The organism is Streptomyces sp. NPDC001406, from assembly GCF_042895285.1.
GTDB lineage: Bacteria > Actinomycetota > Actinomycetes > Streptomycetales > Streptomycetaceae > Streptomyces.
In genome coordinates, this window is record NZ_JBIAWG010000031.1 from 22,012 (window position 1) to 38,147 (window position 16,136).

Here is a 16,136-nt window from a genome sequence, read left to right on the forward strand (position 1 = left end):
CAGCCCCGGAGGGGACTTCGTGGGTATCGAAAGCGACCAGGTCGTCTACGAGTATCTGAGCCGCGTCGGCGATGTGGCGCAGCAGCGGCAGCTGTCGTCGGCCGTCCGGATGCGTCTGGTCTCGGAGCTGCGGAACGAGATCGACCGGCGCCGTGCCAAGGCCACCGTCGACAGTCCCGCCGCCGTCCGCCGCATCATCGCTCGCCTGGGCACCCCGGACGAGGTCGTCGCGGCCGCCGGGGCCACCGCCGGTGCGCCGTCGGCGCCGCCCGCCTCCGTGCCCGTACAGCCGGCGCGCCCGGAGCCCGAGCCGAAGCGGTTGCGCCGGGTCGTACCGCGGCCGCGCCCCGCCGAACCGGAGCCGCCCGCCCGCCCGGACGCGCCGTCCCCGCCGCATCTGGCCGGGGAGCACGAGCTCGGCGACAGCGCGTTGCAGCCGGACTGGTGGCGGGTGGACAGCAGCCCGTTCGGGGAGGGCGACAGCGTGCCGGGGTTCGTCGGCGGTGTGGAGATCCCCGAGCTGCTCAAGCCGCCGCTGAAGGAGAAGCCGCCGGAGCGGGACACCAAGGACACCAAGGAGACCAAAGAGGAGGAGACCGCGCCGGTCGAACAGGACGCCGGCGCCGCGGCCGCCGCCCCCGCGCCGGCCCGGCGCCGTCGGCTCGCCCTGCCCCGGCCGGCCGCCGGCTGGACCAACCCACTCCTCCTGCTCGCCGCCGGGCTGCTCGTCGCGGGAGCCGTACTCGGCAACTGGTTCGGGCTCATCCTGGGCTGGCTCATCGCGTACGGCTCACGCCGGCTGACCCCGGCGGAGACCAAGTGGGCGGTCATGGGCATGCCCGGACTGGCGCTGGCGGCGGGAGTGGCCTGGCTGTGGGGCAGGAACGAGGGCCGCTGGGGCGCCCCCATCGCCCAGGGCCATATGAACACCGCCGTCGCCGAGACCTGGCCATGGGTGGTGCGCGGCGCGGCCGTGGCCTCGGCCCTCTACCTGGTCTGGCGCTCCCAGCGCCGGGGCTAGCTGTATCGAGCCCCGTGCTGTTTCGCGCCGTGTGGCGTCGCCCACCTCACATTCCCGCGCGGCCTGGCCGGTGTGCCGTCTGGGCACAATGGCCCATATGACTGCTCCCGCGCCGACCGTCGGCTTCGACCTCGACATGACCCTGATCGACTCCCGGCCGGGCATCCATGCCTGCTACCTGGCGCTGGCCGAGCGGACCGGGACCTTCATCGACGCCGACCTGGCGATCACCCGGCTCGGGCCGCCGCTCGCGGAGGAGCTGATCAACTGGTTCCCGGCCGAGCAGGTCGGGCCGATGAGCGATCTGTACCGGGAGATGTACCCCGACATAGCTGTGGCCGCCACGCCCGCGATGCCCGGTGCCCGGGAGGCGATCACGGCGGTGCAGGCGGTCGGCGGACGGGCGATCGTGGTCACCGCGAAGTACGAGCCGAACGCCAAGCTGCACCTGAGTCACCTCGGCCTGGAGCCGGACGTGGTCGTGGGCGACCTGTGGGCGGAACAGAAGGCGGAGGCCCTGCGCGAGCACGGAGCCGCCGTGTACGTAGGGGACCACGTGGGGGACGTCCGCGGTGCCCGCACCGCCGGAGCACTCTCCGTCGCCGTGGCCACCGGCCCCTGCGACGCGGACGAGCTGCGCACGGCAGGGGCGGACGTCGTACTCGACGACCTGGCGGCGTTCCCGCGCTGGCTGAGGGGCTACCGCGGGGCGCCGGGCGTCTGACGTCGTCCTGTCGCGTCGTCGTGGGCACTGGTCCGTGCGAGCTGGGCAGGGCAGAGGTGGACGTCGTGTTCGGCGGCCTGGCGGCGTTCCCGCGCTGGCTGGCGGGCTACTGCGGGGTGCCGGGCGTCTGACGTTGTCCTGTCGTGTCGTCGTGGGCACTGGTCCGTGCGACGGGGGCGCTGCGGTCGGCAGGGGCGGACGTCGTGTTCGGCGGCCTGGCGGCGTTCCCGCGCTGGCTGGCGGGCTACCGCGTGGCTTCGGGCGTCTGACGTCGTCCTGCCGTGTCGTCGTGGGCACTGGTCCGTGCGAGCTGGGCAGGGCAGGGGCGGACGTTGTGCTCGATGGCCTGGTCGCGTTCCCGTGCCGGCCGGTCGGCTACCGCGAGGCGTCGCGGGCCTGGCGGCGTCCTGCCGCGATCGATCGGAGTACTCCGGCGCCCGCGACGAGGAAGCCGACGGCCATCAGCATGCTCAGGCCGAACATGTACGTCGGAAAAGGCTTCGCACCGAGGAACAGCGGTGCCACGGTGACGAGAGTGGCCACGGCACCGATGAAGAAGACGACGGCACCGGTACGGATCAGTCCGTCACCGGGCCCGGCGGAATTCGTTTGGGTTTTGTCACGCACCGGACCAGGGTAGTTCCCAGCGCGAAGGAACAACCGGGCGACGTCTTGTCACCCGCCCGAAGACCATTAGCCTTGGTACCGGCGGGTCATGGACGACCCGCCCCAGTGCTATCAAGAGCCGTTTTCAGAAGCAGTTTTCCGACGAGAACGAGGACGAGGACAGACGTGCCTACCGGCAAGGTCAAGTGGTTCAACAGCGAGAAGGGCTTCGGCTTTCTCTCCCGCGACGACGGCGGTGACGTCTTCGTCCATTCCTCGGTTCTTCCCGCCGGAGTCGATTCACTCAAGCCGGGACAGCGCGTGGAGTTCGGCGTGGTCGCCGGCCAGCGCGGCGACCAGGCGCTCTCCGTCACCGTCCTCGACCCGGCGCCCTCGGTCGCGGCCGCCCAGCGCAAGAAGCCGGACGAACTGGCCTCGATCGTGCAGGACCTGACGACCCTCCTGGAGAACATCACTCCGATGCTCGAAAAGGGCCGTTACCCCGACAAGGCCTCCGGCAAGAAGATCGCCGGCCTGCTGCGGGCGGTCGCCGACCAGCTGGACGTGTAGGACCTGTCCGGTCAGGGGAAGTCGAGTGCCCGGGGGCCGAGGGGCGGGACGAGTCCCTCGGCCGCGGCGCGCGTCAGCAGACCCCTGACCGCCGCGTAGCCGTCCTCGCCGAGATCCGACGTGAATTCGTTGACGTACAGCCCGATGTGCTGGTCGGCGACGGCCGGGTCCATCTCCTGGGCGTGCTCCATGACGTACGGCCGGGAGGCCTCGGGGTCGTCCCAGGCCGCGTGCACCGACGTGTGGATGGACGCCGCGAGTTGCCGCAGCGTGTCCGCGCCCAGCGACCGCTTGGCGATGATCGCGCCCAGCGGAATCGGCAGCCCGGTCGTGTTCTCCCAGTGCTCGCCCATGTCCGCGAGCTTGTGCAGCCCGTAGTTCTGGTACGTGAAGCGCGCCTCGTGGATCACCAGCCCCGCGTCGACCTTGCCGTCCCGCACGGCCGGCATGATCTCGTGGAACGGCATGACGACGATCTCACCGACCCCGCCGGGCAGCGTGTCCGCCGCCCACAGCCGGAAGAGCAGATAGGCCGTCGACTTCTCGCTCGGCACGGCGACCCTACGACCCGTCAGGTCGGCCCCGGCCTTCCGGGTGAGCACCAGCGGCCCGCAGCCACGCCCCAGCGCGCCCCCGCAGGGCAGCAGCGCGTACTCGTCGAGGACGTACGGCAGCACCGCGTACGACACCTTCAGCACGTCGAACTCGCCGCGCTCGGCCATGCCGTTCGTGATGTCGATGTCCGCGAAGGTCACGTCGAGCGCGGGCGCGCCGGGCACGCGGCCGTGGGCGAGGGCGTCGAAGACGAAGGTGTCGTTGGGGCAGGGGGAGTAGGCGATCTGCAGGGGTCGGCTCTCAGGGCTCATGGGGATTCCAACTCTCCAGTACGGGCGCGAGCTTCCCGAAGCCCTCGGTGAGGGCCGCCAGGGCGTCGCCGATGCGCCAGGCGGCGCGGTCGCGCGGGCCGACGGGGTTGGAGACCGCGCGCAACTCCAGGACGGGCACGCCGTGCGCGGCGGCCGCCTCGGCCACCCCGAAGCCCTCCATGGCCTCGGCGAGGGCACGCGGGTGACGGGTGCGCAGTTCGGCGGCGCGGGCGGCCGTGCCGGTCACCGTCGAGACGGTGAGTACGGCTCCCGGGCGAGCTCCGGTCGCGGCGGCGATGTCTCGTACGAGTGCTTTTGGCGGACGGTGGCTGACGGTCCCGAAGCCCAGCTCGGTGACCGGAAGGAAGCCGTCGGGCGTGTCGGCGCCCAGATCGGCGGCGGTGATCTCGTCGGCCACGACCAGCGAACCGACCGGGGCCCCGGGCTGGAAACCGCCGGCGATCCCGGCGGAGACGACCAGGGCGTAGGGGGCGCCTTCGAGGGCGGCCGCGGTGAGGGCGGCGGCGGTGGAGGCGGCGGCGCGGGCCGGGCCGACCCCGGCGGCGGCCACATCGAGCCGAGGCAGCCTGCGCAGGGTCACCCCCGCAAGCCGCACCTCACGCTCCGGCCCCGTGAACGCCCGTGCCACCGCGTCCCGTTCGGCGGGTACCGCGGTGGCTACGAGAACACGTGCGGAAGACGTGGTCAGGAGTCCTTCTTGAGCTTGAAGGACCACAGACCCTTGACGTCCTTCTCGCCCTCCTTGATGGAGACCAGGGTCGAGTTGCCCTGGGCGCCGTACTGGGCGTTGAAGAACACGCTGCCCGGGATGGTGCGGTAGGTCTTCTTGCTGGAGTCGGTGAGCGGCTGACCGTTCATCAGGATCGTCCACCCGCTGTCCGCGACCGCCGGGTCGACGCCGAAGCGCACGGTCTCGTCCGGGTCCACCTTGATCGACTTGATGTCGGTGTCCTTGAGGCAATTGGCCAGGATGGCCGTGCTCAGGGCCTTGCCGTCGTTGTAGCAGGTGGCCTCTGAGTTGACCGAGCTCGTGCCGACGGTGATCGTCGCGATGGGCGTCGGCTTCTCGCAGGCCGACAGAACGAGCAGTCCGGCGGAAACGGCGCCGGCAGCGGCGACGGCGCGGCGGCGTCGCGAGGCGGATTGCAGCGTGGTCATGGCCGAAGGCTATCGGGCACTCGGGCCGTCGCCCCATGTGGGGTGCGGCGTGCCCGGTTCGTTACGCCACTCGCGGCCGTGTCCGGCCCCCTTGGCGCGCCGAGCTGAGCAGACCGCGCAGGGTGGTCAGCCAGCCGGCGGCCACGATCACGGCGGCCACCGTCAGGCCCAGCGTGCCGTTGAGCGGCATCACGATGCCGACCGCGCCACCGAACACCCACGCCATCTGCAGCAGCGTCTCGGAGCGCGCGAACGCCGACGTACGCACCAGTTCCGGCACGTCCCGCTGGATCAGCGCGTCCAGGGACAGCTTGGCGAGGGCCTGGGCGAACCCGGCGACCGCCGCCAGACAGGCCACCAGGAACGCGCCGAAGAACACCGCCGCGACGATCGCCGTACCCAGCACCACCGCGACCACGGTCACGATGATGATCTCCGGCGCCCTCGACCGCAGCCAGGCCCCGACCGCCGTACCGAGCGCGTTGCCCACGCCCGCCGAGACGGCCACTATCCCCATGGACACCGCCGCGCTCTCCCCGGTCAGCGGGTGCTCGCGCAGCAGGAACGCGAGGAAGAAGATCAGGAAGCCGGACAGACAGCGCAGGGCGGCGTTGGCGCCGAGGGCGTGGGTGACGGCCGGGCCGACCGTGCGCAGCCCCGGACGCTTCACCGGCTTGAGGTGCGGCCCGTGCAGATGCTCCTCGTCGGCCGCGAGCAGCGCGATGTCCTCGCCCTTGGCCGAGTCGACCTTCGGCGGCAGGGAGAAGGACAGGAACGTGCCTGCGACGAAGATCACGAAGGCGCCGTAGAGCGGCCAGCGGGAGCCGAGGGCCTGCAGTCCCGCCCCGACGGGCGCGGCGATGCCGGTGGCGAGGAGCCCGCCGAGCGTTACCCGGGAGTTCGCCTTCACCAGGGAGAAGCGGGGCGGGAGGAGCCGGGGCACGACGGCGCTGCGCACCACCCCGTACGCCTTCGAGGCGACGAGGACGCCCAGCGCGGCGGGATACAGCTGGAGACTGCCGCCGGCCACCGCCCCCGAGATGATCAGCGCGAGCAGGGCACGGGCGAACATCGCGCCGGCCATCGCGGCGCGCCGGCCGTGCGGCAGACGGTCGAGAAGGGGGCCGATCACGGGCGCGAGGACCGTGAAGGGGGCCATGGTGATGGCGAGATAGAGGGCGACGCGGCCGCGGGCCTCGTCGGTCGGCACCGAGAAGAAGACGGTGGAGGCGAGGGCTACGGTGATCATGACATCGCCGGCGCCGTTCACCGCGTGCAGCTCGATCAGCTTCCCGAGCCCCGACTCGCCCGCGCCGTGCGCATGCGTCGCCTTCCGGATGCCTCGGGCGGTTCCGGTCACCGGGAAGTGCAGGGCACGGCCGACGGAGCGGACGGCACCGCGCATCCGGCCCGCACCGCCACTTCGACTGCTCCCCTTGACCCCACCGACCCCGGTGGCGCCTTGGGACGACTTCGCGGCTGCCACGACGTTCATAGTGCCCTGAGATGATGGTCCGTAGTGCGGTTACGGCGCGTCCGGCGGGTCAAACACCGGCTTGAAACGGCGTACTGTCCCGTCGGTGTAGGCCCAGCGCCTACGAACAGGTAGCGTGCGTATCTCAGCCATCCCGCAGAATGGATGGCAGAGGTGCGCCCGAGAGCGATCGGACGCGGACGTCGATGCGGCCCACAGGTCCGCTCCGTCCGCCCCACCGCCAAAGGCAGGCGCACCCGTGAGACGGCGTAGGAGAGAAGCGATACCTGTGAGCGCAGCGAGCACGCGAAGCCGCACCCCCGACCGCCTGTGCGCCGAGGCCGTCGACCTCGCCCGCGCCGCAGCCGAGGAGGCCGCCGCCCCGGGTGTGGTCGGCGAGCACGTCGGCCTGGTGTCCGAGGGCGACCGCGTTGTCACGCACTTCTTCGAGTGCAAGGAGCTCGGGTACCGGGGCTGGCGCTGGGCGGCGACCGTGACCCGGGCGTCCCGCGCGAAGGTGGTGACGCTGGACGAGGTCGTCCTGCTGCCCGGCCCCGACGCGCTCCTGGCCCCGGAATGGGTGCCGTGGAGCGAGCGGCTGCGGCCCGGCGACATGGGCCCCGGCGACCTCCTTCCCACGGACGCCGAGGACCTCCGGCTGGAGCCGGGCTACTCCGGCGAGGACCAGCCCCTGCCGAGCTCCCCCGTGTCGCACGAGATGGCGGAACTGGCGGAGGCGGAGGACGCGGAGGTCACCCCCGGCGCGCCCGCCACACTGCCCACGATCCCCTCCCGGGGCTCGATCGCGTCGGTGGCGGAGGAACTCGGCATGCGCCGGGCCCGGGTCCTGTCCCGCTACGGCCTGCACGTCGCCGCCGACCGCTGGGACGAGGCGTTCGGCGCCAAGACCCCGATGGCCCAGGCGGCCCCCGCCTCCTGCGTCAGCTGTGGCTTCCTGGTTCCCCTCGGCGGCTCCCTCGGCCAGGCCTTCGGCCTCTGCGCGAACGAGTTCTCACCGGCCGACGGGCGGGTCGTCTCGCTCACGTACGGCTGCGGCGGCCACTCGGAGGCCGCGGTCATGCCCAAGCCGCCCCAGCCGGCGGCACCGGTCATCGACGAGACGAAGGTGGACCCCTTCCCCCTGCGCCCGGCACCGGACTCGGGCTCGGTCCCGGCACTGGGCGACGAGGAGACGGCAGAACTCGGCCACTCGTAGGCGGGCGCTGCGGGCCCCTCTCGGGGGGAGTTACGGCTCGGCGGGGCGGGTGAGTGGGTCGTCGGGCGGGGTCGATGGACTGGGCCCCGGTGGCAGCCGTGCGTGGCCCCTGTCGGGGACGTGCCCTGGCCCGGCAGAGCGGGTTGAGTGGGCGTCGGGTGGGGTGCAGGGCTGGGCCTTGGTGGTAGCGGTGCGTGGTTCCTGTCGGGGGCGTGTTTCGCCCGGCGGGGTGGGTGAGTGGGTCGTTGGTCTGGGTTCAGGGCTGGGCTCTGGTGGCAGTGGTGCGTGGTCCGGTTCGGGGAGGGGTCTCGGGCCTGCGGGTCGTCGGGTGGGGTGCAGGGCTGGGCCTTGGTGGTAGCGGTGCGTGGTTCCTGTCGGGGGCGTGTTTCGCCCGGCGGGGTGGGTGAGTGGGTCGTTGGTCTGGGTTCAGGGCTGGGCTCTGGTGGCAGTGGTGCGTGGTCCGGTTCGGGGAGGGGTCTCGGGCCTGCGGGTCGTCGGACCGGGTCCAGGGGCTGGGCCCTGGTGGTAGCGGTGCGTGGTCCCTCTCCAGGACGACAGGCCACCGGGATGGGCGAGCAGGGCCGTGGGCTGGGCGCGGGGGCTGCACCCCGGTGGCAGCGGCGTCTTGGCCCTCTCGGGGGTGAGTTCCGGTCCGGGGGACGGGCGAGTGGGGCTGTGGGCGGAGTCCGGGCGCGGAAAGGCATGGGCAGTGGCGCGGTACCTTGCATCGTCACGCCGATGAGGAGAGTGAACGTGAGCAAGTTCGTGCGGCCCGCTGCCGAGGGTGCCGACCCCTTCGGCACCGCCCGTCTGCGCCGCGGTGTTCTCGACGCCTGGGCCACCAGCCCCGCCCGCTTCCGCGAGGACGCCAACGCCGAGGAGGACCTGGTCCTCGGCGGCTACCGGGACCGGCTCGTCGTCGAGCTCGCCCAGAACGCCGCCGACGCCGCCGCCCGGGCGAAGACACCCGGCCGCCTCCGGCTCACCCTCCGCGACGGCGTCCTGTTCGCCGCCAACACCGGCGCCCCCCTGGACGCGGCCGGTGTCGAGTCGCTCGCCACCCTGCGCGCCTCCGCCAAGCGCGAGGCCCACGAAGGCCAGGGCACCGTCGGCCGCTTCGGCGTCGGCTTCGCCGCCGTACTCGCCGTCACCGACGAGCCCGCGGTCGTCGGACGCCACGGCGGCGTCCGCTGGTCCCTCGCCGAGGCCCGGGAACACACCGCCGAAGCCGCCCGCCACAGCCCCGGGCTGGGAGACGAGATCCGCCGGCGCGACGGACACGTCCCCCTGCTGCGCCTCCCGTTCGCCGCCGAGGGCACCGCCCCCGACCCGTACGACACGGTCGTCATCCTCCCGCTGCGCGACACGGCCGCCACCGATCTGGCCGAACGGCTCCTGCAAGCGGTCGACGACGCTCTCCTGCTGGCCCTCCCCGGCCTGGCGGAAGTCGTCGTCGAGATCAACGGCGAGGCCCCCCGCACGCTCACCCGCCGCACCGACGGCCCCTTCACGATCGTGGAGGACTCACGCGACGGCGTCACCCACTGGCGCACCTCCGCCACGCACGGCCCGCTCACCCCGGTCCTGCTCGCCGACCGCCCGGTGGAGGAGCGCCTGCGCCCCCACTGGTCCGTCACCTGGGCCGTACCCGTCGACGCCTACGGCAGCCCCGTCCACCCCCGCACCACCCCCGTCGTCCACGCCCCCACCCCCAGCGACGAGCCCCTCGGCGTGCCCGCCCTGCTCATCGCCTCCTTCCCGCTGGACACCACCCGCCGGCACGCCGCCCCCGGCCCGCTGACCGACTTCCTGGTGCAGCGCGCGGCGGACGCGTACACCGAACTCCTCGCCGAATGGCGCCCGGTGGCCGAGAGCATCATCGGCCTCGTGCCCGGCCCCCTCGGCAAGGGCGAGCTCGACGGCGCGCTGCGCCAGGCGATCCTCGACCGCCTCCCGCGCACCGCCTTCCTCCCGCCCGCCGTCGAGCCCGAGCCGCACGCCGAGGACCTCCCCGAGGCCCTGCGCCCCCGGGACGCCGAGGTCGTCGAGGGCGCGGGCGGCGACACCGTCCGTGTCCTGGCCGAGGTCCTGCCCACCCTCCTGCCCGCCGGCCTGGAACGCCGCGTCGAACTGCGTACGCTGGGAGTCGCCCGCCTCCCGCTGGCCGACGCGGTAGACCGGCTGGCCGGGCTGGAGAAGGACCCGGACTGGTGGCACCGGCTCTACGACAGCCTCGCCGGGGTCGACCCGGACCGGCTCTCCGGCCTGCCCGTGCCGCTCGCCGACGGGCGGACCACGATCGGCCCCCGGCAGGTCCTGCTGCCCGCGCCGGACGCCACCCGGATCGACCCCGAGGTCCTCGCCCGGCTCGGGCTGAAGGTCGCCCACCCGGACGCCGCCCATCCGCTCCTGGAGAAGCTCGGCGCCCTGCCCGCGACCCCCCGGGCCGTCCTCACCACGCCCCAGGTGCGTGCCGCCGTCGCCGCCTCCCTGGACGACGAGGGCGGGGCGAGCTGGGAGGAGGACGCCCCGGACGCCGAGGAACTGGCCGACATCGTCCTCGCCCTCGTCCGTGACGCGGGCCTGGAACCGGGTGACGAGCCCTGGCTGGGCGCCCTCGCCCTCCCCGACGAGGACGGCGAACTCGCCCCCGCCGGTGAGCTGGTCTTCCCCGGCAGCTCCTTCGCGCGCGTCATCCGTGAAGGCGAACTGGCCGCCGTGGACGCCGACTTGGCCGAGAAGTGGGGCGAGAGCCCGCTGGCCGCCTGTGGTGTGCTCGCCGACTTCGCTCTGGTGCGCGCCACGGACGTGGTCCTCGACCCGGACGAACTCGAACCCAGGGAAGGGGACTTCGCCGAGCCCGACGACGCCGGTCTGCTCGACGCCGTCGACGTGTGGTGCGAGGACATCCTGGACCGCTTCCCGGACAGCCCGGTGCCACCCGTGGCCACCGAACTCGTCGCCGTGCGCGACCTCGACCTCGTCGACGACGAGCACTGGCCGCAGGCCCTCGCCCTGCTCGCCCGCCCGCCGCTGCGCGACGCGCTCACCCAGCCGGTGCGGGTCCTGCTGGCGGACGGCACGCACGAGGTCGTACGCCCGTACACCGCATGGTGGCTGCGCGGGCACCCGGTCCTGGACGGGCGCCGGCCCGCCGGTCTGCTCGCGGCCGGCGGCGACCCGCTGCTGCGCGGGCTGTACGACGAGGCCGACGCCACCGGGTTCGAGGACGAGCAGGTGCTGCGGGCCCTCGGCGTGCGCACCTCCGTCGCCGCGCTGCTCGACGAGCCCGGCGGTGCCGCCGAGCTGCTGGACCGGCTCGCCGACCCGGAGCGCCCGGTCACGCCCGCCCAACTGCACGGGTTGTACAGCGCGTTGGCCGATCTGGACCCCGAGCAGGTGACCCTGCCGGACGAGCTGCGGGCCGTCGTCGACGGACGGGTGGAGGTCGTGGACGCGGCCGACGCGGTGGTCGTCGACTCGCCCGACCTGCTGCCCTTCACCTCCGGTGTCCCGCTGCTGCCGGTCCGCCCGTCCCGGGCCGCCGAGCTGGCCGAGCTGTTCCAGGTGCGGCGGCTGAGCGAGTCCGTCACGGGGTCCGTGGACTCCGAGGGCACCGAGCACGACGTATCGGAGTCGGTACGGGTGCTGCTCGGCCCGCGCACCCCGGACACCTACGTCGAGCACGAGGAACTGGTCGTGGACGGCGTCGAGATCGACTGGCGGCTGACCGGCGACGGCGTCCTGCACGCGGCCACCCTGGAGGGCGTGGCAGCCGGTCTGGCCTGGGCGGCCGGGCAGTGGCCGCGGCGCTTCGAGGTCGCGGCCCTGCTGGAGGACACGTCCCGCACGGAGGAGCTGGCGCGGGACCGCTGGTTCGACTGAGGGCCGTGCGCCGGTGGGACGAGAGTCGTTCGAAAATCATCTACGAAAGATTCAACTTCCGTACAACCATCCCCACCGGCCGTGGATCTGATCACGTGAGTCAACAGACTCCATGATCACTTGGGCCTGGCGGCGGCGACGAGCCGTGAGGAACGACTGCCGCCGGGGCCCCTCTCCCTGCAGGGGAACGCATGCGCATTCGTGCCACCGTGGTCGCCGCTTCCGGCGCCCTGGCTCTCTCCGCCTTCGTCGTGCCGGCCGCGCACGCCGCCGATGCCCCGTCCTACAGGACGGAGGCCGTGAAGGCGCTCTCCGCCTCCGGCAAGTCCGCGTTCACCGCCTCCACGGCGGCCGACCTGGGCGTCAGCTTCTCGAACTTCAAAATCACCGGCGCGATCAAGGTGGGTACGACCAACCACGTCTCCACCACGGTTACCTACACGCTGACCCACGGGGCCAACTACGACATCGGTTCGGACGACTTCGACAACGGCCCCTTCATCTACAAGGGCTCCTCGCCCGAAACGGCGGACAAGGTCCTGTTCGGCGACGCCCCGGCCGACTGCACCGCCACCTCGTCGACGACCGCCACCTGCAAGGGCCTCATCGACATCTACCCCGGTGACAACGAGCTGATCAACTCCGATGCGGGCACCTGGTCGGCCGGCGCACTGGCCATCCAGTACAGCACCAGCGACAGCACCGTGCAGAGCGGCCTGGGCAGCACCAAGGTCCAGCGTTACTCCAAGCTGACGGTCAACGCTTCGCCGGAACCGGTGAAGAAGGGCAAGACCATCACGGTCACGGGCAAGCTGTCCCGTGCCAACTGGGAGGACCACCTGTACCACGGCTACACCAACCAGTCCGTGAAGCTCCAGTTCCGCAAGAAGGGCTCCAGCACCTACACGACGCTGAAGACCATCAAGTCGGACTCGACCGGCTACCTGAAGACCACGACCACCGCGACGGTCGACGGCTACTACCGCTACTCCTTCGCGGGCACCTCGACCACCCCGGCGGTCAACGCCACGGGTGACTTCGTCGACGTGCAGTAAGCATTGAGTTCCGGCCCCGGGAGCCCCCCGCTCCCGGGGCCGGTAGGCTCTCTCTCACTTGTGCCACGGGCTGGCAATGCACCCACAAAATCTGGCTGGGAACGCCTCTTGCGGTACAACCAGTCACACCCCCCACGGATCTGATCGCGTGAGTCAACCGACTCCTTGATCACTTCTCCCTCCAGGGGAACGCAATGCGCATACGTGCCACTGTGGCCGCCGTCTCCGGTGCTCTGGCTCTCTCCGCCTTCGCCGTGCCGGCCGCGCACGCCACCGAGTCCAGCGGTACGCCGTACACGATGGACGTCAGCTTCTCGAACCTCAAGATCGCCTCGGCGATCAAGGTCGGCACCACCAACAAGGTCAGCACGACGTACACCTACACGCTGACCCACGGCGCCGACGTCGACGTCACCGCGTCCGACTTCTACAGCGACGCCTACCTCTACCGCGGCTCGCTGGACGACCCGACCAAGACGCTTGAGGGTGACAATCCCGCCACCTGCACGGTTACCTCGCCGACCACCGCCACCTGCAAGGGCACGGTCGACATCTACCCGGGCGAGGGCGAGCTGAAGAACGCCGACGCCGGCAGCTGGTCGGTCGCCGCCGAGGCCGTCGCCTTCAACGGCCAGGACCAGAACAACCCCGACCTGAGCAAGGTCGGCTTCAAGGACCAGGGTGGCCTCGCCACCACTCTGCTGCAGCGCTACTCCAAGCTCACGGCCAACGCCGGCCCGGAGCCGGTCGCCAAGGGCAAGACCATTACCACCACGGGCAGGCTGATCCGCGCCAACTGGGAGGACGGCCTGTACCACGGCTACACCAGCCAGCCGGTCAAGCTGCAGTTCCGCAAGGCGGGTAGCACCACGTACACCACGGTCAAGACGGTCTACTCCGACTCATACGGCAACGTGAAGGCCACCGCCACCGCCCAGTACGACGGCTACTGGCGCCTCTCCTTCGCGGGCACCTCGACGACCCCGGCGGTCAACGCCACGGGTGACTTCGTCGACGTGCAGTAATCCGCGTCACGCGGGAAAGCGGCGGTCGACCCACTTCCACAAGAACTCCAGGGCGACCGCCGCCACCACGGCGATGGCCACCGCCGTCCACGGCATCGTCACCCCGACCAGCTTCAGCGCGAAGAAGCTCTGCATCGGGGGCACCACGAGCACGAACACGAACGCCACGCCCATCGAGGCCACCAGGAACACCCGCCACCAGGTGTAGGGGCGGGCGATGATCGCCAGGATCCACATCGAGATCAGGAAGAGCGTGAGCGTGGCCGCGCTGGTCTCGGCGTCCAGCGAGCCCTCGCCCGTGTAGTAGTGCCGGGCGATCAGATACGTCACGAAGGTCGCCACCCCGGCCACCACACCGCCCGGGATCGAGTACCGCATCACCCGCCGTACGAAGTGGGGCCGTGCGCGTTCCTTGTTCGGCGCGAGGGCGAGGAAGAAGGCGGGGACGCCGATGGTGAGCGTGGACAGCAGGGTCAGGTGCCGCGGCAGGAAGGGGTACTCCACCTGCCAGCACACCACCAGCAGGGCCAGCAGCACCGAGTAGACCGTCTTCACCAGGAACAGCGTGGCCACCCGGGTGATGTTGCCGATGACCCGCCGGCCCTCGGCGACCACCGAGGGCAGGGTGGCGAAGCTGTTGTTGAGCAGCACGATCTGGGCGACCGCGCGGGTGGCCTCGGAACCCGACCCCATGGACACGCCGATGTCGGCGTCCTTCAGGGCCAGCACGTCGTTCACGCCGTCGCCGGTCATCGCGACCGTGTGCCCGCGCGACTGGAGCGCACCGACCATGTCCCGCTTCTGCTGCGGGGTGACGCGGCCGAACACGGTGCCCTCGTCGAGGGCGGACGCCATCGACGCCCGCTCCTCGGGCAGCCGGCGCGCGTCCACCGTCGTACCGCTGAGCCCGAGCTTGGCCGCGACCGCGCCGACGGACACCGCGTTGTCGCCGGAGATGACCTTGGCACGGACGTGCTGGTCGGCGAAGTAACGCAGGGTGTCGGCGGCGTCGGGGCGCAGCCGCTGCTCCAGTACGACGAGGGCGGTGGGCCGGGCGCCCTTGGCGACGTCGGTGTCGTCGAGGTCCCGGGTGGCGCGGGCGAGCAGCAGGATGCGCAGTCCCTCCCGGTTGAGCCGTTCGGTTTCGGCCAGGGACGGTGCGCCGTCGGCGAGGAGCACGTCGGGGGCGCCCAGGAGCCAGGTGCTGGTCTCGCCGTCGCCCTCGCTGAAGGTGGCGCCGCTGTACTTGCGGGCGGAGGAGAAGGGCAGCGACTCGACGCAGCGCCATTCGTCGTTGTCCGGGTAGGCGTCGATGACGGCCTGGAGGGAGGCGTTGGGCCGGGGGTCCGACTCGCCGAGCGCCCCGAGGACCTTGTGCACATACGTCTCGTCGCTGTCGCCCAGCATGCGCAGCTCGGTGACGTCCATCCCGCCCTCGGTCAGCGTGCCCGTCTTGTCCAGGCAGACGGTGTCGACGCGGGCGAGGCCCTCGATGGCGGGGAGCTCCTGGACCAGGCACTGCTGTCGGCCCAGGCGGATGACGCCGATCGCGAAGGCGACGGAGGTGAGCAGGACCAGCCCCTCCGGGACCATGGGGACGATGCCGCCGACGGTGCGGGCGATGGCGTCCTTGAGCTCGTTGTTCTTGACGAAGAGCTGGGTGACGACCAGGCCGATGGCGGCCGGGATCATCATCCAGGTGACGTACTTCAGGATCGTCGAGATGCCGCTGCGGAGCTCGGAGTGGACGAGCGTGAAGCGGGAGGCCTCCTCGGCGAGCTGGGCGGCATACGCCTCGCGGCCGACCCTGGTGGCCTTGAAGGCGCCGCCGCCGGCGACGACGAAGCTGCCGGACCTGACCTCGGCGCCGGGGTGTTTGACGACGGGGTCGGCCTCGCCGGTGAGGAGGGACTCGTCGATCTCCAGCCCGTCGGCCTCGGCGCACACGCCGTCGACGACGATCTTGTCGCCCGGGCCTATCTCGATGACGTCGTCGAGGACGAGTTCCGAGGTGCTGACCTCGGTCGCGACGCCGTCACGGCGGACGGTGGGCCGGGCCTCCCCGATCACGGCCAGCGAGTCGAGGGTCTGCTTGGCCCGCCACTCCTGAACGATGCCGATGCCGGTGTTGGCGAGGATCACGAAGCCGAAGAGGCTGTCCTGGATCGGGGCGACGAACAGCATGATCAGCCAGAGGACGCCGATGATCGCGTTGAAGCGGGTGAAGACGTTCGCGCGGACGATCTCGGAGAGCGTGCGGCTGCTGCGGACCGGGACGTCGTTCACCTGACCGCGGGCGACCCGCTCCGCGACCTCGGCGGACGTCAGCCCCCTCGACTCAGGCGCCGACGGGGCCGGTACCGGGTGCACAGGGTCCAGTTCCGCTCCCGCGCCGATGTGCGTCATGCATTCGACGGTACGTGCGTATGTACGGCTTCACCTGCCGAGTGGCAGGAAGATCCGACCTGGGGAGGAGGGGAGTCCTGCGCTGGTCGTACGGCCTGCTCGTGGCACG

14 protein-coding genes are annotated in these 16,136 nt (G+C 71.8%); 8 read left to right on the forward strand and 6 right to left on the reverse strand.

Annotated elements, in window-relative coordinates; genetic code table 11:
* The first annotated feature begins 19 nt into the window (after positions 1-19).
* The 3 genes from ACFY1J_RS43780 to ACFY1J_RS43790 all read left to right on the forward strand — a co-directional run bounded on the left by ACFY1J_RS43780 (position 20) and on the right by ACFY1J_RS43790 (position 2,014).
* Complete coding sequence (locus tag ACFY1J_RS43780; protein WP_390733161.1) at positions 20-1,021, forward strand: hypothetical protein; 1,002 nt, start codon at positions 20-22, stop codon at positions 1,019-1,021.
* An 88-nt stretch (positions 1,022-1,109) separates the two neighbouring features.
* A complete protein-coding gene (locus tag ACFY1J_RS43785) occupies positions 1,110-1,745 on the forward strand; it encodes an HAD family hydrolase (protein ID WP_390733162.1) in 636 nt (211 codons plus the stop codon).
* A gap of 143 nt (positions 1,746-1,888) precedes the next feature.
* Positions 1,889-2,014, forward strand: coding sequence for a hypothetical protein (locus tag ACFY1J_RS43790; protein ID WP_390733163.1), 126 nt, complete (start codon positions 1,889-1,891; stop codon positions 2,012-2,014).
* Between the two features lie 106 nt (positions 2,015-2,120).
* On the opposite strand, the gene ACFY1J_RS43795 is transcribed toward ACFY1J_RS43790, so the two are convergent.
* A complete protein-coding gene (locus tag ACFY1J_RS43795; protein WP_390712809.1) occupies positions 2,121-2,372 on the reverse strand; it encodes a hypothetical protein in 252 nt (83 codons plus the stop codon).
* Positions 2,373-2,537: 165 nt separating this feature from the next.
* On the opposite strand from ACFY1J_RS43795, the gene ACFY1J_RS43800 reads away from it, so the two are divergent.
* The gene (locus tag ACFY1J_RS43800; protein WP_390712808.1) at positions 2,538-2,921 is read left to right on the forward strand and encodes a cold-shock protein; all 384 of its coding nucleotides are present in this window, start codon (positions 2,538-2,540) and stop codon (positions 2,919-2,921) included.
* 11 nt (positions 2,922-2,932) lie between these two features.
* Here the strand turns inward: ACFY1J_RS43800 and ACFY1J_RS43805 are convergent, their stop codons facing one another.
* From ACFY1J_RS43805 to ACFY1J_RS43820, 4 genes are all read right to left on the reverse strand, one after another.
* A complete protein-coding gene (locus tag ACFY1J_RS43805) occupies positions 2,933-3,787 on the reverse strand; it encodes a 1,4-dihydroxy-6-naphthoate synthase (RefSeq protein WP_390712807.1) in 855 nt (284 codons plus the stop codon).
* Positions 3,777-4,523: a futalosine hydrolase gene (locus ACFY1J_RS43810; RefSeq protein WP_390712806.1), complete on the reverse strand. Its 747-nt coding sequence runs from the start codon at positions 4,521-4,523 to the stop codon at positions 3,777-3,779. The genes ACFY1J_RS43805 and ACFY1J_RS43810 overlap by 11 nt, the downstream gene beginning before the upstream one ends.
* Positions 4,493-4,966: a DUF2771 domain-containing protein gene (locus ACFY1J_RS43815; RefSeq protein ID WP_390712805.1), complete on the reverse strand. Its 474-nt coding sequence runs from the start codon at positions 4,964-4,966 to the stop codon at positions 4,493-4,495. Before ACFY1J_RS43815 ends, ACFY1J_RS43810 begins: the two co-directional genes overlap by 31 nt.
* Positions 4,967-5,027: 61 nt before the next feature.
* Positions 5,028-6,371 (reverse strand): MFS transporter, encoded by a 1,344-nt coding sequence (locus ACFY1J_RS43820; protein WP_390712828.1) that lies wholly within the window; start codon positions 6,369-6,371, stop codon positions 5,028-5,030.
* Positions 6,372-6,729: 358 nt separating this feature from the next.
* Here ACFY1J_RS43820 and ACFY1J_RS43825 point away from each other — a divergent pair, with 358 nt between their 5' ends.
* From ACFY1J_RS43825 to ACFY1J_RS43840, 4 genes are all read left to right on the forward strand, one after another.
* Positions 6,730-7,656, forward strand: coding sequence for a DUF3027 domain-containing protein (locus ACFY1J_RS43825; RefSeq protein WP_390712804.1), 927 nt, complete (start codon positions 6,730-6,732; stop codon positions 7,654-7,656).
* Between the two features lie 753 nt (positions 7,657-8,409).
* Positions 8,410-11,541 (forward strand): sacsin N-terminal ATP-binding-like domain-containing protein, encoded by a 3,132-nt coding sequence (locus tag ACFY1J_RS43830; protein WP_390733164.1) that lies wholly within the window; start codon positions 8,410-8,412, stop codon positions 11,539-11,541.
* A 191-nt stretch (positions 11,542-11,732) separates the two neighbouring features.
* Positions 11,733-12,596, forward strand: coding sequence for a hypothetical protein (locus tag ACFY1J_RS43835; protein ID WP_390712802.1), 864 nt, complete (start codon positions 11,733-11,735; stop codon positions 12,594-12,596).
* A gap of 194 nt (positions 12,597-12,790) precedes the next feature.
* Entirely contained in the window at positions 12,791-13,621 is an 831-nt protein-coding gene (locus ACFY1J_RS43840) for a hypothetical protein (protein ID WP_390733165.1), read from the forward strand.
* A gap of 6 nt (positions 13,622-13,627) precedes the next feature.
* Here ACFY1J_RS43840 and ACFY1J_RS43845 read toward each other — a convergent pair whose 3' ends face one another.
* Complete coding sequence (locus ACFY1J_RS43845; protein WP_390712800.1) at positions 13,628-16,027, reverse strand: HAD-IC family P-type ATPase; 2,400 nt, start codon at positions 16,025-16,027, stop codon at positions 13,628-13,630.
* Positions 16,028-16,136: the final 109 nt, after the last annotated feature.